29 protein-coding genes and 1 tRNA gene are annotated in these 26,106 nt (G+C 66.6%); 9 read left to right on the top strand and 21 right to left on the bottom strand.

Annotated elements, in window-relative coordinates:
• Positions 1-55: 55 nt before the first annotated feature.
• From ACO07K_RS26280 to ribA, 14 genes are all read right to left on the bottom strand, one after another.
• The gene (locus tag ACO07K_RS26280; protein ID WP_422033179.1) at positions 56-613 is read right to left on the bottom strand and encodes a hypothetical protein; all 558 of its coding nucleotides are present in this window, start codon (positions 611-613) and stop codon (positions 56-58) included.
• 19 nt (positions 614-632) lie between these two features.
• The gene (locus tag ACO07K_RS26285) at positions 633-1,574 is read right to left on the bottom strand and encodes an ABC transporter ATP-binding protein (RefSeq protein WP_422033181.1); all 942 of its coding nucleotides are present in this window, start codon (positions 1,572-1,574) and stop codon (positions 633-635) included.
• A gap of 2 nt (positions 1,575-1,576) precedes the next feature.
• Positions 1,577-2,560: an ABC transporter ATP-binding protein gene (locus tag ACO07K_RS26290; RefSeq protein WP_422033182.1), complete on the bottom strand. Its 984-nt coding sequence runs from the start codon at positions 2,558-2,560 to the stop codon at positions 1,577-1,579.
• Positions 2,560-3,399 carry an ABC transporter permease gene (locus tag ACO07K_RS26295; RefSeq protein WP_422033186.1) on the bottom strand — a complete coding sequence of 280 codons (840 nt, stop codon included), beginning with the start codon at positions 3,397-3,399 and terminating at the stop codon, positions 2,560-2,562. Before ACO07K_RS26295 ends, ACO07K_RS26290 begins: the two co-directional genes overlap by 1 nt.
• Positions 3,399-4,415, bottom strand: coding sequence for an ABC transporter permease (locus ACO07K_RS26300; protein ID WP_422033188.1), 1,017 nt, complete (start codon positions 4,413-4,415; stop codon positions 3,399-3,401). The genes ACO07K_RS26295 and ACO07K_RS26300 overlap by 1 nt, the downstream gene beginning before the upstream one ends.
• A complete protein-coding gene (locus ACO07K_RS26305) occupies positions 4,400-6,004 on the bottom strand; it encodes an ABC transporter substrate-binding protein (RefSeq protein ID WP_422033190.1) in 1,605 nt (534 codons plus the stop codon). Before ACO07K_RS26305 ends, ACO07K_RS26300 begins: the two co-directional genes overlap by 16 nt.
• Positions 6,005-6,061: 57 nt before the next feature.
• Positions 6,062-6,490, bottom strand: coding sequence for a PaaI family thioesterase (locus ACO07K_RS26310; protein ID WP_422033192.1), 429 nt, complete (start codon positions 6,488-6,490; stop codon positions 6,062-6,064).
• A complete protein-coding gene (locus tag ACO07K_RS26315) occupies positions 6,487-7,500 on the bottom strand; it encodes a zinc-binding dehydrogenase (RefSeq protein WP_422033193.1) in 1,014 nt (337 codons plus the stop codon). The genes ACO07K_RS26310 and ACO07K_RS26315 overlap by 4 nt, the downstream gene beginning before the upstream one ends.
• Positions 7,501-7,502: 2 nt before the next feature.
• A complete protein-coding gene (locus ACO07K_RS26320) occupies positions 7,503-9,002 on the bottom strand; it encodes a class I adenylate-forming enzyme family protein (protein WP_422033195.1) in 1,500 nt (499 codons plus the stop codon).
• Positions 8,996-10,087: a M14 family metallopeptidase gene (locus ACO07K_RS26325; protein ID WP_422033197.1), complete on the bottom strand. Its 1,092-nt coding sequence runs from the start codon at positions 10,085-10,087 to the stop codon at positions 8,996-8,998. The genes ACO07K_RS26320 and ACO07K_RS26325 overlap by 7 nt, the downstream gene beginning before the upstream one ends.
• A 50-nt stretch (positions 10,088-10,137) precedes the next feature.
• Entirely contained in the window at positions 10,138-10,980 is an 843-nt protein-coding gene (locus ACO07K_RS26330; protein ID WP_422033199.1) for a VOC family protein, read from the bottom strand.
• Between the two features lie 190 nt (positions 10,981-11,170).
• The gene (locus ACO07K_RS26335) at positions 11,171-12,634 is read right to left on the bottom strand and encodes a GH1 family beta-glucosidase (RefSeq protein ID WP_422033201.1); all 1,464 of its coding nucleotides are present in this window, start codon (positions 12,632-12,634) and stop codon (positions 11,171-11,173) included.
• 83 nt (positions 12,635-12,717) lie between these two features.
• Positions 12,718-13,938 carry an ABC transporter substrate-binding protein gene (locus tag ACO07K_RS26340; protein WP_422033203.1) on the bottom strand — a complete coding sequence of 407 codons (1,221 nt, stop codon included), beginning with the start codon at positions 13,936-13,938 and terminating at the stop codon, positions 12,718-12,720.
• 21 nt (positions 13,939-13,959) lie between these two features.
• The gene (gene ribA / locus ACO07K_RS26345; protein ID WP_422033205.1) at positions 13,960-15,123 is read right to left on the bottom strand and encodes a GTP cyclohydrolase II; all 1,164 of its coding nucleotides are present in this window, start codon (positions 15,121-15,123) and stop codon (positions 13,960-13,962) included.
• A gap of 106 nt (positions 15,124-15,229) precedes the next feature.
• Here ribA and ACO07K_RS26350 point away from each other — a divergent pair, with 106 nt between their 5' ends.
• A complete protein-coding gene (locus ACO07K_RS26350) occupies positions 15,230-15,928 on the top strand; it encodes a response regulator transcription factor (protein ID WP_298306912.1) in 699 nt (232 codons plus the stop codon).
• Between the two features lie 83 nt (positions 15,929-16,011).
• Positions 16,012-17,079, top strand: coding sequence for a ferritin-like domain-containing protein (locus ACO07K_RS26355; RefSeq protein ID WP_422033207.1), 1,068 nt, complete (start codon positions 16,012-16,014; stop codon positions 17,077-17,079).
• A 7-nt stretch (positions 17,080-17,086) separates the two neighbouring features.
• On the opposite strand, the gene ACO07K_RS26360 is transcribed toward ACO07K_RS26355, so the two are convergent.
• Both ACO07K_RS26360 and ACO07K_RS26365 read right to left on the bottom strand, forming a co-directional pair.
• Entirely contained in the window at positions 17,087-17,749 is a 663-nt protein-coding gene (locus tag ACO07K_RS26360) for a YoaK family protein (RefSeq protein WP_422033209.1), read from the bottom strand.
• Positions 17,707-18,729 (bottom strand): 2Fe-2S iron-sulfur cluster-binding protein, encoded by a 1,023-nt coding sequence (locus ACO07K_RS26365; RefSeq protein WP_422033211.1) that lies wholly within the window; start codon positions 18,727-18,729, stop codon positions 17,707-17,709. The genes ACO07K_RS26360 and ACO07K_RS26365 overlap by 43 nt, the downstream gene beginning before the upstream one ends.
• A gap of 145 nt (positions 18,730-18,874) precedes the next feature.
• Here ACO07K_RS26365 and ACO07K_RS26370 point away from each other — a divergent pair, with 145 nt between their 5' ends.
• Complete coding sequence (locus tag ACO07K_RS26370; RefSeq protein ID WP_298306922.1) at positions 18,875-19,942, top strand: ferritin-like domain-containing protein; 1,068 nt, start codon at positions 18,875-18,877, stop codon at positions 19,940-19,942.
• A gap of 148 nt (positions 19,943-20,090) precedes the next feature.
• Here ACO07K_RS26370 and ACO07K_RS26375 read toward each other — a convergent pair whose 3' ends face one another.
• The 3 genes from ACO07K_RS26375 to ACO07K_RS26385 form a co-directional block, all read right to left on the bottom strand.
• Entirely contained in the window at positions 20,091-20,750 is a 660-nt protein-coding gene (locus tag ACO07K_RS26375) for a hypothetical protein (protein WP_422033213.1), read from the bottom strand.
• A 12-nt stretch (positions 20,751-20,762) separates the two neighbouring features.
• Positions 20,763-21,428 carry a hypothetical protein gene (locus ACO07K_RS26380; RefSeq protein WP_422033215.1) on the bottom strand — a complete coding sequence of 222 codons (666 nt, stop codon included), beginning with the start codon at positions 21,426-21,428 and terminating at the stop codon, positions 20,763-20,765.
• 78 nt (positions 21,429-21,506) lie between these two features.
• A tRNA-Ala gene (locus ACO07K_RS26385) sits at positions 21,507-21,582 on the bottom strand.
• A gap of 104 nt (positions 21,583-21,686) precedes the next feature.
• Here ACO07K_RS26385 and ACO07K_RS26390 point away from each other — a divergent pair.
• The 6 genes from ACO07K_RS26390 (at position 21,687) to folD (ending at position 24,581) form a co-directional block, all read left to right on the top strand.
• Complete coding sequence (locus ACO07K_RS26390; protein ID WP_422033217.1) at positions 21,687-22,079, top strand: RidA family protein; 393 nt, start codon at positions 21,687-21,689, stop codon at positions 22,077-22,079.
• Positions 22,063-22,323, top strand: a complete 261-nt coding sequence (locus tag ACO07K_RS26395; RefSeq protein WP_422033219.1) for a hypothetical protein — start codon at positions 22,063-22,065, stop codon at positions 22,321-22,323. Before ACO07K_RS26390 ends, ACO07K_RS26395 begins: the two co-directional genes overlap by 17 nt.
• A gap of 3 nt (positions 22,324-22,326) precedes the next feature.
• Positions 22,327-22,983 (top strand): FHA domain-containing protein, encoded by a 657-nt coding sequence (locus tag ACO07K_RS26400; RefSeq protein ID WP_422033221.1) that lies wholly within the window; start codon positions 22,327-22,329, stop codon positions 22,981-22,983.
• 78 nt (positions 22,984-23,061) lie between these two features.
• The gene (locus ACO07K_RS26405) at positions 23,062-23,355 is read left to right on the top strand and encodes a YggT family protein (protein ID WP_298306939.1); all 294 of its coding nucleotides are present in this window, start codon (positions 23,062-23,064) and stop codon (positions 23,353-23,355) included.
• 58 nt (positions 23,356-23,413) lie between these two features.
• A complete protein-coding gene (locus tag ACO07K_RS26410) occupies positions 23,414-23,686 on the top strand; it encodes a DUF167 domain-containing protein (RefSeq protein WP_298306942.1) in 273 nt (90 codons plus the stop codon).
• Positions 23,679-24,581 (top strand): bifunctional methylenetetrahydrofolate dehydrogenase/methenyltetrahydrofolate cyclohydrolase FolD, encoded by a 903-nt coding sequence (folD, locus tag ACO07K_RS26415; protein ID WP_422033224.1) that lies wholly within the window; start codon positions 23,679-23,681, stop codon positions 24,579-24,581. The genes ACO07K_RS26410 and folD overlap by 8 nt, the downstream gene beginning before the upstream one ends.
• A gap of 12 nt (positions 24,582-24,593) precedes the next feature.
• Here folD and ACO07K_RS26420 read toward each other — a convergent pair whose 3' ends face one another.
• Both ACO07K_RS26420 and ACO07K_RS26425 read right to left on the bottom strand, forming a co-directional pair.
• Positions 24,594-25,505 (bottom strand): metal ABC transporter solute-binding protein, Zn/Mn family, encoded by a 912-nt coding sequence (locus ACO07K_RS26420; protein WP_422033226.1) that lies wholly within the window; start codon positions 25,503-25,505, stop codon positions 24,594-24,596.
• 17 nt (positions 25,506-25,522) lie between these two features.
• Positions 25,523-26,017, bottom strand: a complete 495-nt coding sequence (locus tag ACO07K_RS26425; RefSeq protein ID WP_422033228.1) for a prolyl-tRNA synthetase associated domain-containing protein — start codon at positions 26,015-26,017, stop codon at positions 25,523-25,525.
• Positions 26,018-26,106 lie beyond the last annotated feature (89 nt).

Below are 26,106 nucleotides of genomic sequence, written 5' to 3' on the forward strand. Positions count from 1 at the left end.
AGATCCTCCAGAGGTCACGCGACTAAACGCGGCGGAGGCTCCGAGTCAAACTCGGCTAGCGCGAGACCTCGGTCACCACGGCGCGGTTGGCCTTGCCGGCGCCGTCGCTGAAGTCGTAGCGGATGGCGAACTTGTCGGCGAGCGAGATCCACCAGCGCGAGATCGTGCGCTGCCCCTTGTCGCCGGTCTCGTTCATCTCCACCAGGAACGCGTCGATCATCTTGTCGCCCGGCCCGGTGCGCCGCTCATGGCGCGCCACGGCGAAGGTGTAGGTCCAGCTCGTGCCGCCGGCCCTGTAGCTCGCCTCGATCTTCTTGCCGACTTCGAGCGGCCACAGGCGCTCGGGACGCAAGGCGGCGAGATAGGCGGTCAGGTCTGCGCCATCGGCCGACGGATTGTCGAACAGCAGCGCGCGCAGCTTGAAGGGCTCGCCGCCCACCCGGTCCATCAGGCAGTCCATGCCCTCGCGACCGCGGGCCACGACCTTGACGCCGCTGTCGTAGGTGAAGGTCGTGCCCGGATCGGGGCAGGCGAACTCCATGGTCTGGGCAGAGGCGGCGCCGGAAAGGGTTCCGGCGGCAAGCAGGGCGGCGGAGAAGGCGGGCAATCTCATGGCCGCGATCATAGCCCAATCAGACGAAATGGCACGCCGCCTGCACGCCGTTCCCCACGGCACGGAGCGCCGGCTTCTCGGCCCGGCAGCGGTCCTGGGCCATCGGGCAGCGCGAATTGAAGGGACAGCCGGGCGGCGGGTTCAGCGGGCTCGGCAACTCTCCTTGCAGCACCGTGCGTTGGCGCGCGCGCGCGAGCTTTGGGTTGGCGATCGGCGCCGCCGCCAGCAGGGCCCTGGTGTAGGGATGGCGGGGCTCGCGCCAGATCTGGTCGCGGCCGCCGACCTCGAACAGCATGCCGAGATACATCACCGCCACCCGGTCGGCGATGTGCTCGACCACGCTGAGATCGTGGCTGATGAAGAGATACGAGACGCCGAACTGGCTCTTCAGGTCTTCCAGCAAGTTGATGACCTGCGCGCGTACTGACACGTCGAGCGCGGAGACCGGCTCGTCGCAGATGATCAGCTTGGGGCTGAGCGCCAGGGCGCGGGCGATGCCGATGCGCTGGCGCTGGCCGCCCGAGAACTCGTGCGGGTAGCGCTGCTTGGCGTCGCTCGGCAGGCCGACCCAGCGCAGCAGCGTCTCGACCCGCTCGGCCGTGGCGTCGGCTTTCCAGCCGGCGAGCGTCAGCGGCTGGGCTACGGAGCGCCCCACCGTCGAACGCGGATTGAGTGAGCCGTAGGGGTCCTGGAAGATCATCTGCACCTTGCGGCGCATGTTGGTGAGCTGTTCGCGGTTGAGCGGCGCAATGTCGACGCCCTCGACCAGGATCTCGCCGCCGGCGACGGGCACCAGCTTCATGATCGCCTTGCCCAGGGTGGACTTGCCGCAGCCGGATTCGCCCACGAGGCCCAGGGTCTCGCCGACCGCAAGGTCGAGGCTGACGCCGTTCACGGCACGCACGACGCCGCCCGCGGTATTGAACTGGACGCGCACGTCGCGCAGGGACAGCAAAGACATGCTCAGCCTCCTTGCGCTGCGAAGCAGGCGACGAGGCGACCTGGGGCGGGCGCCGTGAGGGCAGGCTTCTCGGTGAGGCAACGGTCCATCACCCGCGGGCAGCGGGGCGCGAAGGCGCAGCCCTGCGGCAGGGCATTCAGCGGCGGCACCATGCCGGGAATGTCGGCCAGCCGCTCGGCGCGCTCGGCGCCCGGCGTCGGCGTCGCACCGATCAGGCCCACCGTGTAGGGATGCAGCGGGTTCTCGAACAGATCGTCGACCGAGGCCTCCTCGACCTTGCGGCCGGCATACATGACCACGACCCGGTCGGCGGTTTCGGCGACCACGCCGAGATCGTGGGTGATGAAGATCATCGCCATGCCGGCATCGGCCTGCAGCTTCTTCAGGAGCGCCAGCACCTGGGCCTGCACCGTGACATCGAGCGCCGTGGTCGGCTCGTCGGCGATCAGCACCGACGGGCTGCAGGCGATCGCCATGGCGATGATCACCCTCTGGCACATGCCGCCGGACAGCTGGTGCGGGTAGGCGTCGAGGCGGCGGGCGGCGTCGGGCATGCCGACCAGCTCCAGCAGCTCGTGGGCGCGCACGCGCGCCTGGCCGCGGCCGAGCTCGGTATGGGTCATCAGCACTTCGACGATCTGCTTCTCGACCGTGGCGACCGGGTTCAGCGAGCTGAGCGGGTCCTGGAAGATCATGCCGATCTCCTTGCCCCGGATGCCGAGCATGGCCTCCTCGGGCAGGGGCACGATGTCCCGTCCGTTGAGCTTCACCTGGCCGCCGACGATGCGGGCCGGCGGATCGGGCAGCAGGCGCATGATCGAGAGCGCCGACAGCGACTTACCGCAGCCGGACTCGCCTACCAGGGCCACGGTCTCGCCGGCGCCGACGCTCAGGCTGAGGCCATCGACGGCCTTCATCTCGCCGCGGCGGGTGAACAGCGTCGTCTGCAGGCCGGTGATTTCGAGGGGAAGGGCCGCGCCACTCATCACCGGTCCCTCAGCTTCGGATTGAGCGCGTCGTTCAGCCCGTCGCCCACCAGGTTGAGGCAGAGCACCGTGATCATGATCGCGATGCCCGGGATGGCACAGATGTACCAGGAGCTGCGGATGAGCTGGCGCCCGTCGCCGACCAGCCGGCCCCAGCTCGCGACATTGGGATCGCCCAGGCCAAGGAAGGAGACGGCCGATTCGAACAGGATGGCGCCGGCCACGACCAGCGAGGAGAGCACGATCACCGGCGGCAGGGCGTTGGGCAGGATCTCCGAGACGATGATGCGGAAGTCGCTCATGCCCATCGAGCGGCAGGCCTGCACGAACTCGCGATCGCGCAGCGACAGGAATTCCGCCCGGGTCATGCGCGCGATCGGCGTCCAGCTCACGATGCCGATGGCGATCACGATGTTGGTCAGGGTGGAGCCCAGGATGACCACGATGGTGAGCACGAAGATCAGGTTCGGGATGGTCTGGAACAGCTCGGCCGCGCGCATCGCGACCTCGTCGACCCAGCCGCCGAAATAGCCGGCGATGGCGCCGACACCGACGCCGATGATCGTGGCGACGGCGGAGGCGAACAGGCCGATCAGCAGGGTCGCCCGCGCGCCATGCACGATCATCGAGAGGATGTCGCGTCCCAGAGAATCGGTGCCGAGCGGGAACTCAGGATCCTCGCCGGGCCACAGTTCGGGCAGGCCGACGATGCGCAGCGGGTCGGTCGGGAAGAAGACCGAGGCGAAGACCGCCATGAGCGCGACGACCAGGATCAGGCAGGCGCCGACCAGGGCGCCGCGATTGCGGGCAAAGCGGCCAAGAAATTCGAAGCGTTGCATCAGCGGATCTCGATGCGCGGATCGAGCCACATGTAGATGAGGTCGACCGCGATGTTGGCGGCGATGACGACCAGCGAGCCCAGCACCATGATGCCGAGCACGACCGGATAGTTGCGCGAACTCACGCTGTCGAACAGCAGCGAGCCGACGCCCGGCCAGCTGAACACGCTCTCGATCACGACGCTGCCCGCCAGCACGGTGCCCATCTGCACGCCCAGGATCGTGACCACCGGCAGCAGTGCGTTGCGCAGCACGTGGTGAATGGTGACCTTGTTGCGGCTGAGGCCCTTGGCACGGGCCGTGCGCACGAAGTCGAGCTGCGCCACCTCGAGCATCGAGGACCGCATGACGCGGGTATAGATCGCGGCATAGAACAGGCCCAATGCCAGCGTCGGCAGGATGAGGTGGTGCAGGATATCCAGCACGCCCCCGCTGCCGCCGATCTTCATCATGCCACCCACCGGCAGCCAGCCGAGCTTCACCGAGAACAGCACGATCATCATGATGCCGAGCCAGAAACTGGGCGCGGCATAGAAGAACATGGCGGCGACCGAAACCAGGCTGTCCCAGAAGGTGCGAACCTTCATCGAGGCGACGACGCCCGCCGCCACGCCGATCGTGATGGCGAGCGTGATGCTCGATACCATCAGCAGGACCGTTGCCGGCAGATGGATCCAGATGGCCTGGATGACCGGCATGTTCTGGCGATAGGAGAAGCCGAAGTCGAAATGCAGCAGGGCCCAGATGTACTTCAGCAGCTGCATCCAGACGGGATCTTCCAGCCCGTAGGTCTTGCGCAGCAGCGCGACCGTCGCCGGGTCGCTCACCTGGTTCTCGGCCGTCATCAGCTCGAGGAAACTGCCCGGCGCCATCTGGATCAGGCAGAAGTTGATGATCACCACACCCAGCATCAGCGGGACGGCCTGGATCAGCCGTCGCCGCAGCAGCCGCAGCGCCGCCGTTCGACGGGCGGAGCCGCGAAGGGCGGGCGTCGGCGAGACTAGCTCGCCAGCCATAGGTCTCCCCAGCTTGCCGCGAGGAAGTTCGGGTCGTTCGAGTGGTTCTGCACCTTGGTGCTGGCCAGGGTGATCGATTCCAGCTCGACCAGCGGCAGGAGCGGAGCTTCCTGCGCGATGATTTTCTGGAACTCGACCACCAGCGCCTTGCGCTTGGCCGGGTCGGTCTCGACCTTGATGCTGGCGACCAGCTTGTCGACGTCGGGATTGGAATAGCCCGAGGCGTTGCGGAAGGGCACGCCCTTCAGGATGCCGTCGGTCGTGAAGTACTGCGTGGTCGACGGCACCGGCTCCGACGGATTGGCCTGGTTCGAGATCGCCAGGTCGTAGTCGTAGTCGGTGTAGATGCGCTTCAGAGAGGTCGGGCGATCGGGAACGGTGAGGTTGATGCCGACGCCGACATCCTCGAGTGCCTGCTTCACATAGGCGCCGACCTTGCCGTTCTCCTGGAACCACCCCGCCGAGAGCAGGTTCAGGGTGAAGCGCTTGCCGTCGGCCTTCTTCGGGAAGCCGGCCGCGTCGAGCAGGGCCGCCGCCTTCTTCGGGTCGAAGCCTGTCTTGAACGTGTCGGCGGTGTAGAACTCCTTGTTGGGGGAGTAGATCGGGCTCGTGCCCGGCCGCGCGTAGCCGTAGTAGACCGTCTTGGCGATGAACTCGCGATTGATGGCGTGGAACATGGCCTGCCGGACCTCGCGCTTGGCGAAGACCGGATTGCGCATGTTGCACTCGAGCGTCGTCGACCAGACGGCTTCCTCGTAGCCCTTGGGCGTGGCGACGAACTTGCCGGTTCCGGTCAGGCGCTTGATGTCCGGCGGCGCGACGGGATTGAACACGCCGATGTGGATGTCGCCCGCTTCCATTGCCGCGGCGCGGCCCGCCGGATCGCGCACGTAGCGGATGATCAGCCGGTCGAGATAGGGCTGGTCCTTCTTCCAGTAGTTCTCGTTCTTCACGTATTCGAAGTGGCTGCCGCGCACCCACTCCTTGAACTTCCACGGGCCGGTGGCGATCGGCGCATTGTTGGCCGGGTTGGTGACCGGATCGCTGCCGGCATAGATGTGCTTCGGCACGATGTAGGCCACCGGCGAGCACAGGGTGGACGCGAAGAAGAATTCCGGCGTCGGATTGTTGTACTTGAAGACGACCGTATCGGCGTCGGGCGATTCGATGCCCGCGAAGTCGGTGAGCGCCGACGCAACGGCATACTTCTTCCAGATTTCAGTGACGGAATAGACGACGTCGTCGACCGTCATGTCCTTGCCGTCATGGAACTTCACGCCCTTGCGGATTTTCACCGTGTAGGACTTGAAGTCGGCCGACGGCTTCCAGGATTCGGCCAGCACGCCCTCGAACTGGCCGTCCATTCTCCTCAGAGCAAGACGCTCGAAGAGCTTGGACGACGAGAAGGTCGGACTCGAGCCGCCGCCGGCCGGCACGTAGCAGGCCTGCGGCTCGCCGCCGCCCCAGGTCGCCACCAGGGTGCCGCCCCGCTTGGGCGTGCCCTGTGCGAACGATCCCCCGGACGTGCCGACCACGCCGGCGGCGAAGACACCCGCGCCAAACACGCGGCGTGAAACCTTGATCGTCATGACACCCTCCGTTCCCCAATTCCCACGCCGGACGAAGCAAACTTCATACCGTGTGGTCTAAGCCTGCAACGTCGAATAAGTCGCGCGACCAATTGCCAACAGCACCATCTTGTCGTTGAAGACGTCGACATCGACGATGCCGACGCTTTTGCCATTGCGGCGGACCGTGGCCGTCGTGATGAGCTTGGTCTTGATCGCGGGCCGCAGATAGTCGACGCGGAAGTTGATCGTCGGCAGGCCACGCCGCAGCGCCATGATGAGCGCGTAGTCGCCAACCGTGTCGATGACCGCCGCGATCGGGCCGCCGTGCCACTGGCCGGTGCCCTTGCCGCGCTCGAACTCCGGGCGCATCTCGCATTCCATCGTGACGCGTTCCTTCGCCGGGTCCGCTTCGGTGACCTTGAGGCCGAGGAAGGAAATGAACGGCGAATGATCGAGCATCGCCTGCAGTTCGGCGTCGCTCAGGGGCTGAAGCTTGTCGCTCATGGGGCCACCACGATCTTGCCGAACACTTCGCGATCCTCGATCACGCGCAGAGCCTCGCGCGCTTCGGACAGCGGGAAGACCTTGTCGACCAGCACCTTGAGCTTGCCGCTCTGCACCAGCTCCAGAAGCTTCTCGATGTCGCTGCGCATCCAGCCGTTGGAACCCAGGATCTTGAGCTCGAAGGTCCAGATGAAGCGGATGTCCTCGGTCGGCGCGTAGCCCGCGGTGGCGCCGCAGGTCAGCAGGCGGCCGCCGACCTTGAGCGTCTTCAGCGAATTCACCCAGGTGTCACCGCCGGTGTAGTTGACGACGACATCGACGCCCTGGTCGGTGCCGTTGCCGCGCCGCGTCGGCTTGCCGTACATCGCGAAGACTTCCTTCATGAAATCCTTCTCGATGTAGTTGATCGTCTTGTCGGCGCCGAGCTCGGCCAGGCGCTGGGCCTTGGCGTCGGTACCGGCACAGGCGATCACTTCGCAGCCGGCCAGCTTGGCCAGCTGCAGGCAGCAGACGCCGACGCCGCCCGAGGCGCCGAGGATCAGGACCTTCTCGCCCTTCGCGACATGGCCATTGGTGACCATCATGCGCAGCGCCGTGCCATAGGCCACGGGAAGGGCCGCGGCATCGGCATAGCTCACGCCGTCGGGAATCTTGATCAGCTGGTGGGCGCGCGCCTTGCACAGCTCGGCCAGGCCGCCATGCACGGTCTCGCCCATCAGGCCGCCTTCGACCCGGTTGATCGGGTCGACCAGGACGCGATCGCCCTTCTTCCAGCCGGTGACGCCCGGGCCGACCTCCGCGATCTCGCCGGCAACGTCGAGACCCATGATGGCGGGCATCGGCACCTTGATGCCCGGCATGCCACGGCGGGTGAAGACGTCGTGATAGTTCAGCGACGAGGCCTTCACCGCGACGATCACATCGCCCTCGCCGGGCGTCGGATCGGGGAAGTTGGTTTCGAAGACGAGGCGGTCCGGTCCACCATGTTCACGGACGACGGCTGCTTTCATTTTTATACTTCTCCAGTTGGGATTTGCTTTGCGAGGATGCGCTTGTCGATCTTGTTGGTGCCGGCAAGCGGCATCTCGTCGACGAACAGCACCCGTCTCGGATGCTGGTAGGCCGGCGCGTTGGCCAGCGCATAGGTCTTCACCGCCTGTTCGTCGAGTTCGGCGCCGGCCGCCTTGACGACGAAGGCGATGGGCTTGTGGCCCTTGAGTTCGTCGGGCACGGGAATCACCGCAGCCTGGTGGATGCCGGGATGCCGTTCGAGCATCTTCTCCACCTCGCCGGGATAGATGTTCTCGCCGCCGCACACGAACATGTCATCGACGCGACCGACGAAATAGAAGAAGCCCTTCTCGTCGCGCCGGAAGACGTCGCTGGTCCGGTAGAAGCCGTCCGGCGTCATGACCTCGGCGGTCTTGGCCGGGAGCTTGTGATAGTGCGTCATCAGCGCACCGCACTTCATCTGGAGCTCGCCTTCGTCCTGCACTTCCCTTCCGTCGCGCACGAGGCGAAGCTGAACCTCGGGATGCGGATAGCCCGTCGAGAGTACCGGCTGCGGCAGGCCCTCGGGATGAGGGCCGAACACGACGGGGCCGGCCTCGGTGGTGCCGTAGCCGTTGCTGACCAGGGCCTTTGGGAACACCGCGTGCACCTGGTCGATCAGCGATTGGGTAACGGGCGCGGAGCCCATGCGGACGGCCTCGACCGCCGAGAGATCGGCGCGGCTGAGCAGCTCGCGCTCGCGCAGCATCATCGCGATCATGGTCGGCACGGAGGTCAGGAAGGCGACGCGATGCTTGGCGGCCGCCTCGATGTAGCCGCGGGTCGTGAACTGCGGCAGCAGCACCACGGTGTCGCCGTGCGAGAAGGTGGTCTGGCACATGGCCAGCCCGTTCATGTGATAGAGCGGCGCCGCCACGAGCGCGCGCTGGCCGACCGGCGCGGGCCGGCGCACCCGCTGGCTGATCGCCCAGAGATGCGAATAGTGCGACAGCACCACGCCCTTGGGGCGGCCCGTCGAGCCCGACGTATAGAGGAACATCGCCGGTTCCTCGGGTTTCATCGGAAACGGCGTGAACGGCCCCTCGTCGAGCAGCGCTTCGAAGTCCTTGTCGAAGGAGAGTTTCGGCACGTCGTCGGGTGCCAGCGGCAGCCGCGCATCGTCGCCGATCACCAGCTTGGCGTCGCAGTCGCCCACGACGTAGGCGACGGTCTCGGCCGGCAGCTTGTAGTTCACCGGAACGGAGACCAGGCCGGCCTGCATCGTGCCGAGGAAGGTCAGCAGGAACTCGGCGCGGTTGGCCGAGAGGATCGCCACGCGGTCGCCGCGCTGCAAGCCACGCTTCAGGAGGCCGCGCGCGACGGCACCGCTCAGCCGCAGGATGTCGGCGTAGGTGTAGCGGCGTTCGCTGCCGTCGCCGCCTTCGTCGATCAGTGCGATGCTGTCGGCCGGCACGTCGCGCGAGATCGCGTCGCCCTGATTGTCGTACTTGATCGTCACCATGCTGCGAGTCCCGAAAGTGCCTGGTCGGTGAGTTTGAGCCCGTAGCCGAGCGTGTCCTGGCGCCATTGGCCGTCGAAGGGGCAGAAGGCATCCATCATGTCGGCCTGCAGGGTGGCGCGCACGTCGGGATCTAGCCCGTGCTGCCGCCGAAGCCACTGATCCAGCCGCAGCACCCGGCGCATGTTGACGCCGCGCGTGCCGAATTCGATCACCGCGCCGCACATCTCGCGATTGCCGAGGAAGCGCTGCACGCCGTGAAAGACCAGGCCGGTATAGTTCGGTCGTTCCATGCCGTGCGGCCGCACACCGTCGACATTGTCCTTGCCCCACCAGTCGCAAGCGCGCGCGAACAGCGGGCCGGCGGGATCGTTGAAGCAGAGGAAGAACGGCTTGCCGTACTCGCCGATGCCGGTGTGCCAGTCGATGAAGGCCACGCGCTCGGCGGCGGCCAGCGTTTCGGCGACGATGGTCTCCAGCGTCCGGTTGGACCATTCGCGGTCCTTGCCGCCGAACATCAGCCCGTCCTGATGCCCGTACTGGCCGCGCGCCAGCGTATCGAACAGCACGTCCCGGCCCTTGCTCTCGGCGAAGCGGTCCAACACGCCGGCGATCCGCGCGTTCTCGGCGTCGGTCCATTCGCGGATCAGGAGGTCGGCGTGAAGCGTCTCGTAATGGGGATTGGCGGGCGCCGGTCCCGCATCGCGATCGATGAAGTTGCGGTTGAGATCGACGTTGTTCTCGGTCGTGCGCGTGGCGTGCGCGAAGCCGTAGGGATTGAGCCCATGCACCATCACCACGCCGACACCGGCGGGCAGCCGCGCCGCGCCGCCCGAGTTCAGCCAGCCGATCTGCACGGCCGACCCGGAGAAGCCTTCCTGACCGTGCGTGCCGCTCAGGAACAGGGCCTGCCGCGCCGCCTTCCGGTCGCCAAAACGGGCGACGTCGATCGCCAGCGGGCCGCCGTCGGGCGCCTTCTTCGCGGGGTGCAGGAACGATCGCACCTCGCCCTGCGCGGCCGTCGCCGCCTTCAGAAACTTCGCCCGCGCGTTGGCATAGCTTGCGGCGAAGCAATCATAATATTCCATGGCTTCCCTTCTCGGCCGCTCCCCAGCAGCCCCGACGATCTTCCGTCAGCCTATTCGATGAACTCGAGCACCGCGTTCAACGCCTGTTTGGCCGGCACGACGACCCGTCCCGCACTCTGCGTCACGCCGCTGATCTTGCCGTCCTGCAAGGCACGTGCCGCCTTCGCCGCCGACAGCGTGCGGAATGTGAGGCCGGCCATGTAGGCCGTGCGGCCTTCGGCATCCGGCACGGCGTCGCCGAACTGAGCCTTCAGCTCGGCCTCGGTCAGGATGTCGACGCGCGAATTGCCGACCACGACCGACTTGCCGCCCTTGATGTCGCGCACGGCTTCCGGTCCGAACATGTCGGCATAGAGTTTGGACGCCGCCGCGGGATCCGGCTCGACGATCAGGAAGCGCACGATGGCGACCGTGCCATTGGCATGGTGACGCCACTCGTCGCGCCATACGACGTCGCGCGTGAAGTGGTGACAGAAATAGACGCGGCCGTACGGCACGACGCCGGCCTTCATGCGGACCGTGCGGAACCGCGCATCGCGCATCTCGTCGCCGACCTTCACGGGGCGCGTGAATTCGACCGGCGGGTCGATGGGGACGCCGGCCTTGCTCAGCGCTTCGTAGGTGACGGCGGAATCCTCCGCGCCGAAGACGAGACCGTTCAGCCCGAAGGGGAAGGTGAGCAGATCGAGGCGCCCGGACGCGGCATCCTTCGGAATGGCGATCAGCTCGAGATAGTCGGTGCCGAACATGGCGAGGTGATTCATCGAGCCCAGCGAATGATAGCCGCGTTCGGTGAGCGAAAACCCCAGACGCGTATAGACGTCCGCCGCATGATCCATGTCGTCGCGGGCATTGATGACCACATGGTCGAGCGTCGCTACGGGCAGCTTCATTTTGATTCCCCTTTCGCCGTTCACAGCGTCGCCCATCTTGGCATAGTGGGCACGTCAGGAATTCTAATATTCGAGGGCGGGGCTTTCGTGCACGAAAACTCTTTCCAAAGTTTCGCAGGAAAGTGGAAAGCAAAACCTTTTTCCGGCTCCGAGGGTCAACCTTGTTTTATGGCCTGCGATTTGCTCCCACTCACGCCAAGGCGTTGCGCGCAATGACTTCGCGATAGAATTCGGCGCTGAGCTTGGGGGTTCGCTTCTGCGTCGCATAGTCGACATGGACGAGGCCGAACCGCGTCGCGTAACCGTCGGCCCATTCGAAATTGTCGAGCAGACTCCACAGGAAATATCCGCGGACCGGAACGCCCTCGGCGGTCGCGCGCTGCAGGTGCATCAGACAGTTTCGCAGATACATCACGCGGTCGACGTCGTGGACCGTGCCGTCCGGCATCGGCTCGTCCGCCGCAGACGCGCCGTTCTCGGTGATGAAGATGTCCTTCACCGGCCAGAGTCGGGCGGCATGGCGCGGCGCCCAGTAAAGCACCTCCGGCCCCACCAGCAGCCACGACGAGGCCATGTGCGGATGCGACGACGGGAACGGCACCGGCGTGAAGCCCGGTGCCGCCTCGCTCGCCAGCACGTACTGGCTGGGCGCATAGACGTTGAGGCCGACGAAATCGACCTTGCTCGAGATGATCTTCAGCTCCGCGTCGGTGAAGCGCGGCGCGTCGCGGCCCGCCTTTGCGAGATAGGCGTCGGTGTAGCGGCCTTCCATCATCACCGTGAGGTAGGGCGCGTTCAGTTCGCGCGTCGCCCGTTCGGCGGCCTTGATGTTCTCGACCGTCTCGACGGCGGGCACCGCCGTGGCGATGTTCTCGGCCGGACCCACCTTGGTGCCGCGCCGTCCGCTGGCGCGTACCGCCTGCACGGCCAGGCCATGCGCCAGCACCGCGTGGTGGCGCACCTGGTTCAGCCGGCCGGGGGGCAGCTTGAGGCCCGGCGCGAAATTGCCGGTCTCGTGGCCCTGCTCGACGAAGGTCTGCATCTCGTTGAGGGTGAAGACCTGACGCACGCGATCGGTGAGGCGGCTTGCGACGTAGGCGGCGTAGTCGCCGAACGCCTGGGCGGTGTCGCGCGATTCCCAGCCGCCGCGATCCTGCAGCGCCTGCGGCATGTCCCAGTGATAGAGCGTCGCGAACGGCTCGATGCCGGCGGCGAGAAGCGCGTCGACCAGCCGGTCGTAGAAATCGAGCCCCTTGGGATTCGCGATGCCCTTGCCTTCGGGAAAGACACGCGGCCAGGCGATCGAGAAGCGATAGGTGCGCGCGCCGATCGATTTCATCAACGCCACGTCTTCCCGGTAGCGACGATAGTGGTCCACGCTGACGTCGCCGGTCGAGCCGTCGCGAATCCGGCCGGGCTCCCGGGTGAAGGTGTCCCAGATCGACGGTCCGCGACCATCCTCGTGAGCGCCGCCCTCGACCTGATAGGCCGACGTCGCGGTGCCCCAGCGGAAGCCGTCGGGGAACCCGGCCGCACGGCGCGGGCTCTGGGCGGTTCGGGAAGCCGTGTGGGCAGATTGATAGGCTGCTGCCGCCAGGGCGGATGCCCCCGCCGCGGTGAGCAGGGCGCGGCGGCGGTTCAGTTTGAGAGGCATGGGATGGAGCGGCTCCGGTCTGTCACGGACCGTACGGAAGCATCCCCCATGCCATCCCGCCCTGCGTGGACGGGTTTCGGTTTTTAGGCGCTTTCGTTACTCAGCACGTCGCCGAACAGTTCCCAGGTCTCGCCGTTGAAGGCCGAGAGCCGGACCGACTGGATGGGATAGAAGTCGGTCGGGCTCGTGTTGATGCGGATGCCGGGCAGCAGCAGGGGGACTTCGAGGTTCTTCATGCTGGCGGCCTGCTTCATCAGGTTCTCACGCGTGAGCTGGTCGCCGCAGGCGGTGAGGCAGTGCCGCATCGTCGAGGAGACGGCATAGGCATAGACGTTGCCCGAGTCGGCTGGATTGGCGTCGGGCAGGTACTTCTTCATCCACGCGTCCCATTCCTTGTAGTCCGCGTCGTTGGCCCATTGCTTGTCGGTGGCGTCTTTCAGATAGGCGGCCGTGATGATGTCCTTGCTGGTCTCGAAGCCGGCAGGCTTCAGCACGGCGGCCACCGAGGCCGAGACGTTGGCGAGGTAGCGCACCGGCTTCCAGTTCAGGTCGCCGATCTTGCGGATCGCCTGCGAGGCGGCCTTGGGCGCCGTCTCGATGAAGACGATGTCGGCGCCGGAACTCTTGATCTGGATGATCTGCGAGTCGACGGTCGGATCGGTAACCTCGTAGCTCACCGAGGAGACGACCATTTTCTGGTTCTCCTTGCCGAGGCCCGCCAGGAAGCCGCCGACATAGTCCTTACCGGAATCGTCGTTCTGCCAGAGGATGCCGATCTTGCCGTTCTTGTGGTTGGCCAGGATGTGCTTGGCGTAGATCGCGCCTTCGGTGTGGTAGTCGGGCTGCCAGCCCATGGTCCATGGGAAGTTCTTCGGATCGCCCCACTTGGAGGCGCCCGTCGCCACGAACAGCTGCGGCACCTTTTTTTGGTTCAGGTATTTGTGCACGACCGTGTTGGTCGGCGTGCCGAGCAACTGGAAGATCGCGAAGACCTTGTCGTCCTCCACGAGCTTGCGGACCATTTCGACGGTCTTGGGCGGCACGAAGCCGTCGTCGTAGGTGATGAAGTTGATCTTGCGGCCGTTGATGCCGCCCTTGTCGTTCACCATCGTCCAGTAGGCCGCGATGGCCTTGCCGATCGTGCCGTAGGCCGAGAGCGGTCCGCTATAGGGATTGGTGTGGCCGAGCTTGATCTCCTTGTCGGTCACGCCCGGGTCGTACTTCTTCTGGCCACTTGCGATGTAAGGGGAGAACGCGAACGCAGCACTGCCAGCCGCGAAAACGCGGCGACGCATCTTGGTCATTGTTTCCTCCGGTCGTCGTTATTAGAGCAGGTGGCCTGCTCGTTCTGCCTTGGTACGCAGGTAATTCTCGTTGTGCCCGTTGGACGGGAAGGAGTGCGGGACCCTGGCCGCGACCTCGATGCCGTAGCGCTCGAGCTGGGCGATCTTCTCGGGATTGTTGGTCATCAGCCGCACGCGCTGGATGCCCATGCGCGACAGCATGGTGGCGGCCGGCACATAGATGCGCTCGTCGGCGTCGAAGCCGAGCTGCTCGTTGGCGTCGATCGTGTCGAACCCGTCGTCCTGCAGCTCGTAGGCGCGCAGCTTGTTGACCAGGCCGATGCCGCGGCCTTCCTGCGCGAGATAGAGCAGGACGCCCGAGCCCTGCCGGGCGATCTCGGCGATGGCGCTGCGCAGCTGCACGCCGCAATCGCAGCGCAGCGAGCCCAGCAGGTCGCCGGTGAAGCATTCCGAATGGAGCCGGATCAGGACGGGCTCGGTCGGGTCGATCGCGCCGACCACGATGGCGAGATGCTCCTTGCCGCCGTCGCTGGGCCGCCAGGCGAGGATGCGGGCATTCTCGGCACCTTCCAGCGGCACGTGCGCCTGCGCGACCTGCTGCAGCGTCCGGGAGGCGGTTTCCTCGTAGGCCGACACGTCGGCGGCATCGACATAGACGAGATCCTGCTCGCGCGCCCAGTCGCGCCGCTTGTTGCCCGGATCGCGGGTCAGCGGCCCCAGGGCGACGGCCGGCAGCAGACGCGACAGCTTGGCGAGCTCGATCGCCGCCTGGGCGATGGCCGGGGCATGGCTGGCGACGGGCCGCGACAGGTGGCGCAGGGCGACGTGACGGCCGGTCCTGTCGCTCTCGTGCGGCCGCAGGATGACGTCGACGGGGACGCCCTCCGGCAGGTCGATGGTGATCGGCTTGTTGGTCTCGCCCATGCCCCCCGCGATGTGCGGGGGGATCTCCATGCCGATCGCCTCGGCCCGGCGGCGCGTGGTGATCAGGACCGGCGGGTTCTGGGCGAGGCCCTGCAGGCGCTGCAGGGCGCGCGGGCCGCAGGATTCGGCGGCAATGACGAGGCCGCCGGCGCCGTCTTCGCTCCGTAGCACGACGATTCCGCCGCGACGGAGCTCCGCCATGGCGCGTTCGACGGAGGCGACTGCAGCCGCGCTGCGGGAGTGGGCCGGATTGGAATTCATGACTCTCAGGGTATCACGCCACGGTATTTCGCCGAAGTGAACCACTTTTGTGCCCAGATCGTACCGGATAGGATACATTTCGAGATGGCTGACAGGTAGCAAGCGCATGTCCGTGAACAATCGTGGCAAGAAAATCCTGTTGGTCGATGACGACCAGGCGTTGCGCACGGTGCTTGCCGAGCAGCTCGATCTCTACGACGGGTTCACGACCATCCAGGTCGGCACCGCCGCGGAAGGGCTGGAGAAAGCCAAGCTCGCTCACTACGACGCCATCCTGCTGGACATCGGTCTCCCCGACATGGACGGCCGCGAGCTCTGCAAGCTGATGCGTCGCGAGGGCGTCCGCGCCCCCGTCATCATGCTGACCGCGGCCGACAGCGACGCCGACACGATCCTGGGCCTCGAATCCGGCGCCAACGACTATGTGACCAAGCCTTTCCGCATCAACGTCCTGCTCGCGCGTCTGCGCGCGCATCTGCGCCAGCACGAGCGCAGCGAGGACGCGGTCATGTCGATCGGTCCCTACGAATTCCACCCGGCGGGCAAGTTGCTCATGGAGAAGGGCGGAAAGAAAAAGGTCCGCCTGACCGACAAGGAAGCCTCGATCCTGAAGTACCTGTTCCGGGCCGGCGACCGGCCGGTCGCCCGCGACATCCTGCTGAACGAGGTCTGGGGCTACAATGCCGGCGTGACGACCCATACGCTCGAGACCCACATCTACCGCCTGCGCCAGAAGATCGAGCGCGATCCGGCCAGTGCCGCGATCCTGGTCACCGACCGCGGAGGCTACCGGCTCCAGCCCTGACAGTCGGGGGCTTGCCAGTACGTGAACGAGGCGTCATCTTTTCGGTAAGCAATAGCCAGAATCCGCCCCGGGAGGGTGATGCCATGACCACGCAACGGATCTATGCCCTGCCCGTCGACGTGACGCAGTGGACGTTCGACGGCGCGACCGACCTCCAGTTCAACTGGGAATATGACGACGGTTCCGCGCCGCTGCTCGAGCTCTACGAGAAGGGCAAGCAGCAGCAGTGGGATGCCAGCACCCGGCTGGACTGGTCTCTCGAGCTCAATCCCGACAATCCGATGGAGCTGAAGGACGAGGCGATCTCGATCTACGGCACCGATCACTGGAACAAGATGACGGAGAAGGAGCGGAGCTGGCTCAGGCTCCATCTCCAGGCCAATTCGATCTCGCAGTTCATGCATGGCGAGCAGGGCGCCCTGATCGCCACCGCCAAGATCGTCGGCACCGTTCCCGACATGAACGCCAAGTTCTATGCCGCCACCCAGGTGATGGACGAGGCGCGCCACGTCGAGGCCTACAAGCGGCTGCTGCACGAGAAGTTCAAGGTCGCCTATCCGATCAACAAGGCGCTGCAGACGCTGCTCGAGCAGACGCTGACCGACCGCCGCTGGGACATGACCTATCTCGGCATGCAGGTGCTGATCGAGGGCCTGGCGCTCGCCGCCTTCCAGTCGATCCGCGACAAGGCCGGCAACACGCTGGCCGGCGCGGTGAACGCCTATGTCATGCAGGACGAGGCGCGCCACGTCTCGTTCGGCCGGCTGGCGCTGCGCGAATACTATCCGCACCTGTCGGAGGCCGAACGCGACGAGCGCGAGGAGTTCGTGGTCGAGGCGCTCTACTTCATGCGCGACCGCTTCAACCAGTCCGAGGTCTGGGAGCGGCTCGGCCTGCCGGCCAAGGTGCTGGACGACATCCACTACAATTCCAAGCAGATGCAGTCCTTCCGCGGCCGCCTGTTCAGCCGCGTCGTGCCGACCGTGAAGGATATCGGCCTGTGGGGTCCGCGGGTGCAGAAGGCCTTCGCCGACATGGGCGTGATGGACTACGCCAAGATCGATGTCGCCGAGGTTCTGGCCAACGACGGCAAGGTGGCCGAGGAGTTCGACCGCAAGATGTTCGTCGAGAAGGCGATCGCGGCGGGCTGAGCGTCGCTCAGCCCAGCAACGGCAGCATCAGGATCAGCAGCGCCGCCGGCACGAGCAGCGGCCAGGCGAGGACCGGCAGCAGCAGGCCGCCGATCACCGCGCCCACCAGGTAACCCGTCCAGGTCAGCGCCAGCAGCCCGGTGTTCAGCGCCGAGGGCGGTGGCGTCGCGGCGCCCGGCCACAGCCGGTCGACGGCCGCATCCGCGGTGCGGGCCAGAGTGCTGGTCACGACGACGGTGCTGACCGAATGGCCGGCGAAGCTGGTGATCGTCGAGGCCTGCAGGCCCATCGCGAAGGCCACGATCATCACCGCATTCTCCTCGCCCACGGGCAGGAAGCCGACGCCCGCGAGCAGCGCGGCTTCCAGCAGGATCCCGGCCACCGGCCCCTTGAACAGGCGCAGCATCGCGCGGGCGAGCAGGGCGCCGGGGAAGAAGGCGACCAGCGGCGTGAGATGGTTCCAGGCGCCGAGATGGTTGCCCTTGGCGATGTCGATGCCGGCCAGCACCGTGTTGCCGGTCATGTTGGCCGCGAACACGCCGCCCATGGTGACGTAGCCCACGGCGTCGGCGATGCCGGCGACCAGGGTGAGGATGGTCGCCTGGGCGAGGGGGCGCGCGCTGATCGCTACACCACGTCGTAGGTGATCTCGACCTCGGCCCCGAAACAATGGCCCTGGCAGGTCAGGATCCAGTTATTGGCGAGATCCTCGGGCGTATAGATGTCGTTCTTGGCGAGCATGACCTTGCCCTTGATGGTCTTGGCCGCGCACGAGGCGCAGAAGCCTTCCTCGCAGGACGAGAGCGGGTTGAGCCCGCCGGCGCGCGCCGCCTCCAGAATCGTCTGGCCCTTGGCGTAGGCCACCTTGTGGACCTTGCCCTCGAAATGGATCGTGATCTCGCCCGGGACCACGTCGCCCTCCTCGCTGGGCTGGATCGGGATCGCGTCGTTGCCCGAGGCCTCGAACCGCTCGATCCGCACCTTGTCGTGCGGCATGCCGTGCTCGAACAGCGTCTCCTCGACCAGCTTCATGAACGGGCCGGGGCCGCACAGATAGACGTCGCCCGCCTCGTAACCCTTCATCGCCGCCACGATTTCCTCGGGCTTGATGATGCCCTGCGTCGAATCGAGGTGATGGACGATCTCGAGCCTGCCGGGATGGGCTGCGAGCAGCGCCTCGAACTCGCCGTCGAAGATCACCGACGGCTTGTCGCGGTTGGCATAGAACAGCCGGATCTGCCGCCTGCCTTGCTTCAGGGCGCTCTTGATCAACGCCATCATCGGCGTGATGCCGCTGCCGCCGCCGAACAGCAGGAGCGGGGCATCGCCGTCGCCCAGCACGAAGCGGCCGGCCGGCGGCAGGACCTCGAGGGTACCGCCTTCCGTCACCGAGTCGTGGAACCAGTTGGAGCCCTTGCCGCCGGCCACCCGCTTGATCGTGACCTTGGGCAGCCCGTCGGTCTCGGGGGCGCTGGACAGGGAGTAGCAGCGGGTGAAGGCGCCGTCGGCGTGGGGCACGCGGAAGGTCAGGAACTGGCCCGCCCGGTAGCGGTACTTTTCGGCGAGATCGGGCGGGATCTCGAGCACGAAGGACCGTGCGTCCGGCGTTTCCTGGATGATCTTGGCAATGCGGAGCTGATTATAGGACATCACAAACTCGTCTTCAGATGCCCGTTTTCCGGGCGGACTCTCCTAGCAGACTGTGCTAGCGTCCGCCGAGAAAAATGAGCGGAGCGTCATTGTTCCGACGCTCCATAGGGATGGGACAAGGTTCAGGGCCAGGAGGCAAGAGCCGATGACAACGCAGAAAATTTATCAGCTGCCGGTCGAAGTCACGAACTGGAAGTTCGATGGCGCCACCGAGATCGCCTTCAACTGGGAATACGAGGACGGCTCCGCCGACCTGCTGAGCCTCTACGAGAAGGGCAAGCAGCAGCAGTGGGACACCAGCACCCGTATCGACTGGTCCCAGGAGCTGTTCGAAGGCAACCCGATGGGCATGGCCGACGAGACGATCCCGATCTACGGCTCGCCCTTCTGGGACAAGATGACGGACAAGGAGAAGGACTGGCTGCGCTTCAACCTGCAGTGCCATTCCATCTGCCAGTTCATGCACGGCGAGCAGGGCGCCCTGATCGCCACCGCCAAGATCGTCAACACCGTGCCGGACATGAACGCCAAGTTCTATGCCGCGACGCAGGTGATGGACGAGGCGCGCCACGTCGAGAGCTACAAGCGCCTGATCCACGAGAAGTTCAAGGCGGCCTATCCGATCACGGAGTCGCTCAAGAACCTGCTCGAGCAGACCCTGACCGACCGCCGCTGGGACATGACCTATCTCGGCATGCAGGTCCTGATCGAAGGCCTGGCGCTGGCCGCCTTCCAGCGCATCCGCGACACCGCCAAGAACAACCTGGCCGGCGCCGTGAACGCCTATGTCATGCAGGACGAGGCACGCCACGTCACCTTCGGCCGCATGGCGCTGCGCGAATACTATCCGCACATCTCCGACGCCGAACGCGCCGAGCGTGAGGAGTTCGTCGTCGAGGCGCTCTACTTCATGCGCGACCGCTTCAACCAGGGCGAAGTCTGGATGCGGTCGGGCCTGCCGGTGAAGGAGATGCTGGAGCACGCCTACCATTCGGGCGCCATGCAGTCGTTCCGCACCCGTCTCTTCACCCGCATCGTGCCGATCCTCAAGGAGATCGGCCTGTTCGGGCCGAAGGTGCAGAAGGCGCTGGGCGAGATGGGCGTGCTGGGCTACGCCGAGATCGACGTCGAGAAGCTGATCGGCAACGACCTCAAGGTCGCCGAGGACTTCGACGCCAAGAAGTTCGTGCACGACCAGATCGCCGCCGAGTAGCGCAGCGATCGCGATTGAAATCGGGAAGGGGGCCTTGCGGCCCCCTTTCTTATTCTGTCGTCCTGAGCGCAGCGAAGGACGTCACGCCCGCAAAGGAGTCCGCCGGTCGCTGGGCAAGGTCCTTCGCTATCGCTCAGGACGACAGATGTTAGCTACACGCCTCGATGCGCGGCGCTGCGCCGAGCACCGTGGCGACCTTGGAGATGTCGAGGCAGCGCGGGCCGATCCAGGCCTTGGTCTGCACGAGGATCGCGAAGCGGGCGAAGGTGTCGGCCTGTGCCTCGGGCGTCGCTCGCTTGCGCGCCAGCAGCCAGGTGAGCGCATAGAGGTTGCCGGTCGCGAAGTCGGCCGACGGGACGTCTGGATCCTTGCTCCAGAGGGCCACGTTCTTCTGGGCCGCCCCTGTCGGATCGGAGAGACCGCCCAGCCAGGCATGGGCGTTGGAGGCCAGCGCATAGGACCCGCCATTCTGGGCGATCAGCGCCTTCACCTGCTCGGCCACGGATATGTAGCCCTGGCCCTCGATCGTGCTGCCGGCGCAGCCGATCCGGCACAGCGCCACGAACGTCAGATACTCGGCGAGGATGATCTCGATGTTGCCGTTGTTGTGCCGCCGCCAGGCGCGCGCGAGGTTCCAGCCCTGGGTGAGCTCCGCCCCCGTCCAGGGCTTGGCGGCCTGCGGCGTGTCGCGCTCCAGCTCGCCGATCACCGCCTGGGCGGCGGCCTGCCATTCGGGAGGGATCTGCGCGGCGGCCGGCGTGGCGGTGCCCAGCAGGATCAGCAGCAGGATCGCGCGGAGTCGTTTCATGGCAGGCTCCCTTCAGTACTTGCGGGCCGTCTTGCGATCGCGGCTTTCATATTGAACGAGGTCGTCGGCCCGCAGCACGGTGGCGTCGGGCGCCATCAGCCAGCGCCTCTGCGCCGGCTTGATCAGGGGGTAGTGGCGGGCATCGGCGAGCGCCGCGCCGACCTCCCAGCAATCCTCTTCGTTGGTGATCCAGGTGTCGGGCGCGAAGCGGCGCAGGTCGACCGAGGCCGAATAGGTCCGCAGCGTCTTGCGGCCCTTGTTGAAATACTCGTGGAAGTACGACATCGCGAGCTCGCGCAGGCTGCGATAGACGGGGTCGCGCCAGCGCAGCCAGACATGGTTGCTCTTGGAGATCGCCCCCCAGCAGCCGTCCCGGCGGAACAGGGTCACGACGTGGTCGAAATCGTCGCGCGTGGCCGTCAGGTCCATGACCAGGGGCGGCTCGCCCTGCAGCCACAGGGCGCAGGCCGCGAGGAAGGCCGCCTCGAGACAGTGTGCCTCGCGATGGCGCAGCACGCCGCGCACGGAGCGCAGGCTGTCGCCGTCCGGTTCGAAATTGGCCGGCAGGGACGAAACATAGTCCTGCACGCGCTGCGGCGTGCGCAGCGACGCGAGGATGCGTCCTTCGGCGGCGGTCAGGCCAAGGTCTGCCGGGGTGGGGCGTTTGCGTCTGCGCATCGAGTGCAATTGTGCCGTGATGCGCCGCGACAGGCCAGTGAATGAGGTCGTCTGTCTTCGGCCAGGGTCGGGGGTGGTTGGTGGAGCTGAGGGGGATCGAACCCCTGACCTCCTCATTGCGAACGAGGCGCTCTCCCAGCTGAGCTACAGCCCCCTCCGACCCTGGAGAACCGCGCGGATAATGGTTGCCGCGCCCCCTGTCAAGCAAAGCGGGCTGTGATAGCGTCCGGCCGGTATTTTTGATGGAGAGGTAAGACCATGGCCCACGCCAAGAAAGTCGTTCAGACCGACGCCGCCCCCAAGGCGCTCGGCCCCTATTCGCAGGCGGTCGTGGCCAACGGGCTGGTCTTCTGCGCCGGCCAGATCCCGCTCGACCCGGCGACCGGCGAGATCGTCCCGGGCGGCATCACCGAGCAGACGCACCAGGTGCTGAAGAACCTGCGCGCGGTGCTGAAGGCGGCGGGCAGCGACCTCGGCCATGCGGTCAAGACGACGGTGTTCCTGAAGAGCATGGACAGCTTCGCCGCGATGAACGAGGTCTACGGGCTGCCCGAATATTTCGGCAGCTCGACGCCGGCGCGTTCGACGGTGGAGGTCGCCCGGCTGCCGCGCGACGTGATGGTCGAGATCGAAGTTGTCGCCCTCGCCTGACGAGATGGCCAGTCTGGTGACATGGGTGCTCGCCCTGGGATCCCTCACGGTGGCCGTGATGCTGGTCAGCTACGTGCTGGTGTCCTTGGTCCTCATCATCCCGACCTGGCGCATCTGCACGCGGGCCGGCTTCTCCGGGGCGCTGTCGCTCTTCCACCTGGTGCCGTTCATCGGCTCCTTCATCGTCATGGGCATGCTGGCCTTCAGCACCTGGCCCGCCGGCGAAGCGGCACCGAGGCGTTAGCGGATGGGCATTGAAATCGCGGCCCTGACGAGCTTGTTCGGCCTGACCGGCGCCTTCGCGCTGGTCGGAACCGTCCTGGCGGCCTGGATGGCCTGGCGCATCGTGGAAAAGGCCGGGCTGCCGGGATGGACCGGCCTCGGCGCCATCCTGCTCACGCTGACCGGCGTGGGGACCATCGTGCCGCTGATCCTTCTATGGGTCTTCGCCTTCATGCGCTGGCCGCGCGACGAGGCCGGACCGGTCGGCTCGGCCGGCTCGTTCGGCTACGCGCCCCCGCGCGGCGGCGCTCCGACGACGGGGCCCGTCGCCCTGTCGGGCCCGCCGATGGCGCTGCCCGATGCGCGCGGCTGGCGGCTCTCGGGCGCGCTCGGCAACGGCGGCACCGTCTCGCTCACGATCGGCGGCACCTCGGGCACCTATGCGCTCACCGGCGCTCCGGCGGGCGCGCCGTCCGACCTCAGCGTGCCCGACCCCTCGGTCGGCCGGCCGCATGCGCGGCTGATGTTGTCGGGCCAGCGTCTGGGCCTGGAGGATCTGGGCAGCCCGGGCGGCACCTTCCTCGATGGCGCCCGGCTGCTGCCCGAGCATGGACCGCGCGACATCAGCGCGGTGCGTTCGATCCGCCTCGGCAGCGTGGAACTGGCCCTCTCGCGGGCCTGAAGGGGCTTGTGATCGGCAAGGCGCGCCGAGTAGGGTGCCGCGGCCGGCGGTTGGCCGGCCTCAAGGCGCGGGGGCCCGATGCTGTCGTTGGCGGTGCTGATCGACAAGATTATCGACATCTACACCTGGATCGTGATCGCGAGCGCGATCATGAGCTGGCTGGTGGCGTTCGGCGTGGTCAACGTCCGCAACCGTTTCATCAGTGTCGTGGTCGACATGCTGTTCAAGCTGACCGAGCCGGTGCTGCGCCCGATCCGGCGCATGCTGCCCAATCTCGGCGGCGTCGACATCTCGCCCGTCATCCTGCTCCTCGGCCTGTTCTTCATCCGCAGCCTGCTGTGGGAGTATGTCTGGCCGTCCTTCATGCGCTGACCTCCCGCTGAGCACGGACCCGGCCGACCCCGTCTTTCTGCGCCGCAATCCCGGCGGCGTGACCATCCAGCTTCGGGTGCAGCCGCGGGCGCGCCGTACGGCGCTCGAGCGCACGGCCGAAGGGGCGCTGAAGGCCGCAGTGACGCCAGCGCCCGAGGATGGCAAAGCCAACGACGCCGTCGTCGCGCTTCTGGCGCAGGCCTGGCGCCTTCCGAAATCGACCTTCGAGATCGTGCGCGGCGGGACGGCACGAGAGAAGACCCTCATGGTCGCGGGCGATCCTGCCCTGCTCGCCGACCGGATTGCCGAATGGATGCGCAAGAATGGCTGATGCGAAACTGATCGATGGAAAGGCCTTCGCGGGCGGTCTCCGCGAGCGCGTGGGTGCGGGCGTTGCCGACTTCGTGGCGAAGGGTGGCCCCAAGCCCGGCCTCGCCACGGTGCTGGTCGGCGACGATCCGGCCAGCCAGGTCTATGTCCGCAGCAAGGGCAGGCTCGCGGTCGAACTCGGCATGGCGAGTTTCGACCACCAGCTCCCCGGGGACACGACGCAGGCCGAGCTGCTGGAGCTGATCGGGCGCCTCAACGCCGATCCCGCGGTGAACGGCATCCTGGTCCAGCTGCCACTGCCCAAACATCTCGACACGGCGCAGGTCCTGATCGCCATCGATCCCGTCAAGGATGTCGACGGCTTCCATCCCGTGAATGTCGGCCGCCTGGGCTCGATCGCGCCGGGCGCCCCGCTCGACTTTCCGGTGCCCTGCACGCCGCTCGGCGTCTCCATGCTGCTGCAGGACGCGCTGGGCTCGCTGTCGGGCCTCAATGCTGTCATCGTCGGCCGGTCCAACCTGGTGGGTCGTCCCGTGGCGCAACTGCTGCTGCGTGCCGATTGCACGGTGACCATCACCCATTCGCGCACCCGAGATCTGCCGGCCGTCTGCCGCCAGGCCGATATCCTGGTGGTGGCGATCGGTCGGACCGAATTCGTGAAGGGCGACTGGATCAAGCCGGGCGCCGCGGTGATCGATGTCGGCATCAACCGCATCCCCACGCCGGAGGGCAAGAGCCGGCTGGTCGGCGACGTGGCCTTTGCCGAAGCGCAGAAGGTGGCCGGCCACATCACCCCGGTGCCGGGCGGCGTCGGGCCGATGACGGTGGCCTGCCTGATGTTCAACACGCTGCAGGCGGCCCGGCGGGTCGCCGGCCTGCCCTTCGTCGCCGTCTGATCGCGTCCCGCGTCAGTTCTTCGACATGCCCGCGACCAGCGCCGTCACGTTGTGGCGCATCATCTTCTCGTAGGTCGGGGCCGGCCCATCCGGTCCCGACAGCGCGTCGGTGTAGAGGCGGGGGCCGACCACGGCGCCCGATTCGCGCGCGATCTGGTCGATCAGGCCCGGGTTGGTCATGTTCTCGACGAACAGCGCCTTGATGCGATGCTCGCGCACTTCGCGGATCAGCGCGGCGACGTCGCGCGCCGACGGCTCGCTGCTGGTATTGTAGCCGCGCGGCGACCGGAACTTCACGCCATAGGCGCTGGCGAAATAGCGGAATGAATCGTGGCCGGTGATGGCCTGCCTCTTGTCGGCCGGCACCTTGGCGATCTCGGCCTTCACCCACGCATCGAGTTCGACCAGGCGCATATCGAAGGCCTGGGCGCGTTCGCGGTAATAGGCGCCGTTCGGCGGATCGGCTTCGGCGAGCCCCTTCGCGATGTTGGCGACGTAGGTGCGGACCCTCTGGACGTCCTGCCAGCAATGCGGGTCGGGCCCGTTTCCATGCGCATGCCCGTGGGAGTGACCGTGGTCCGCGCCGGCCTTGAGGGTCGCGACGCCGGCCGTCGCCACGATCGCCTTGCCCTTGAAGGGCGCCGCCTTGGCCAGCCGGTCGATCCAGCCCTCGAAGCCCAGCCCGTTGCTCACCAGCACCTTCGCCTCGGCGAGCGCGCGCGCGTCGGTGGGACGCGGCTGGTAGGCGTGGGCGTCGATGTCGGGACCGACCACGACCGACAGCTCGACCTTGTCGCCAGCCACTTCGGCCAGCAGGTCGCCCAGGATCGAGAAGGTCGCGACGGCCTTCATCGGGGACTGCGCCGAAGCGGGCAGGGCGACGGCTAGGAGGGTCGGTGTCAGGAGGAATGCGCGACGGAGCATTTCGTTATAATATAACGCTATACGGGAAAGTCGAGCCACTCCGGGGTGTGGCCGGTCGCCTCGAAGAAGCGCAGCAGGTCGGCCAGGCTCAGGGCCGTGGTCATGCTGTTGACCAGCGGATGGGCATTGATGGGTCCGTCGCCGACGGCGAGGCCGCGGTCGAGGACCAGCCGGACCTGATGCGCCGGGTCGTTGATGACGGCGAGCGGCGTCACCGAGCCCGGCTCGACGCCGAGATGACGCCGCAACCGGTCGGGGCTGCCGAACGAGAACTTGCCGGCGCCCAGCCGCTCGCCCAGGCGCTTGAGGTCGATGGTCCGGTCCTCCAGCACCACCACCAGCCACATCTCCTCCTTCCGGTTGCGCAGGAAGAGGTTCTTGATGTGGTGGCCGGGCAGGTCGCCGCGCAGCGTCTTGGCTTCCTCGACCGTGAAGACGGGCGGATGTTCGACGGTGCGGTGGGCGATGCCGAGCTCGTCGAGCCGGCCGAGCAGTCGTTGCGGATCAAACATGGTGTGTGTCGGCTCTACCCCATGAAAAGACCTGTTCGCCAGCCCCTTGCCAAGGGATCGGAAAAGCCCTATCAACGCCGCCTTCCGGC

This window comes from Reyranella sp. (assembly GCF_965228225.1).
Lineage (GTDB): Bacteria > Pseudomonadota > Alphaproteobacteria > Reyranellales > Reyranellaceae > Reyranella.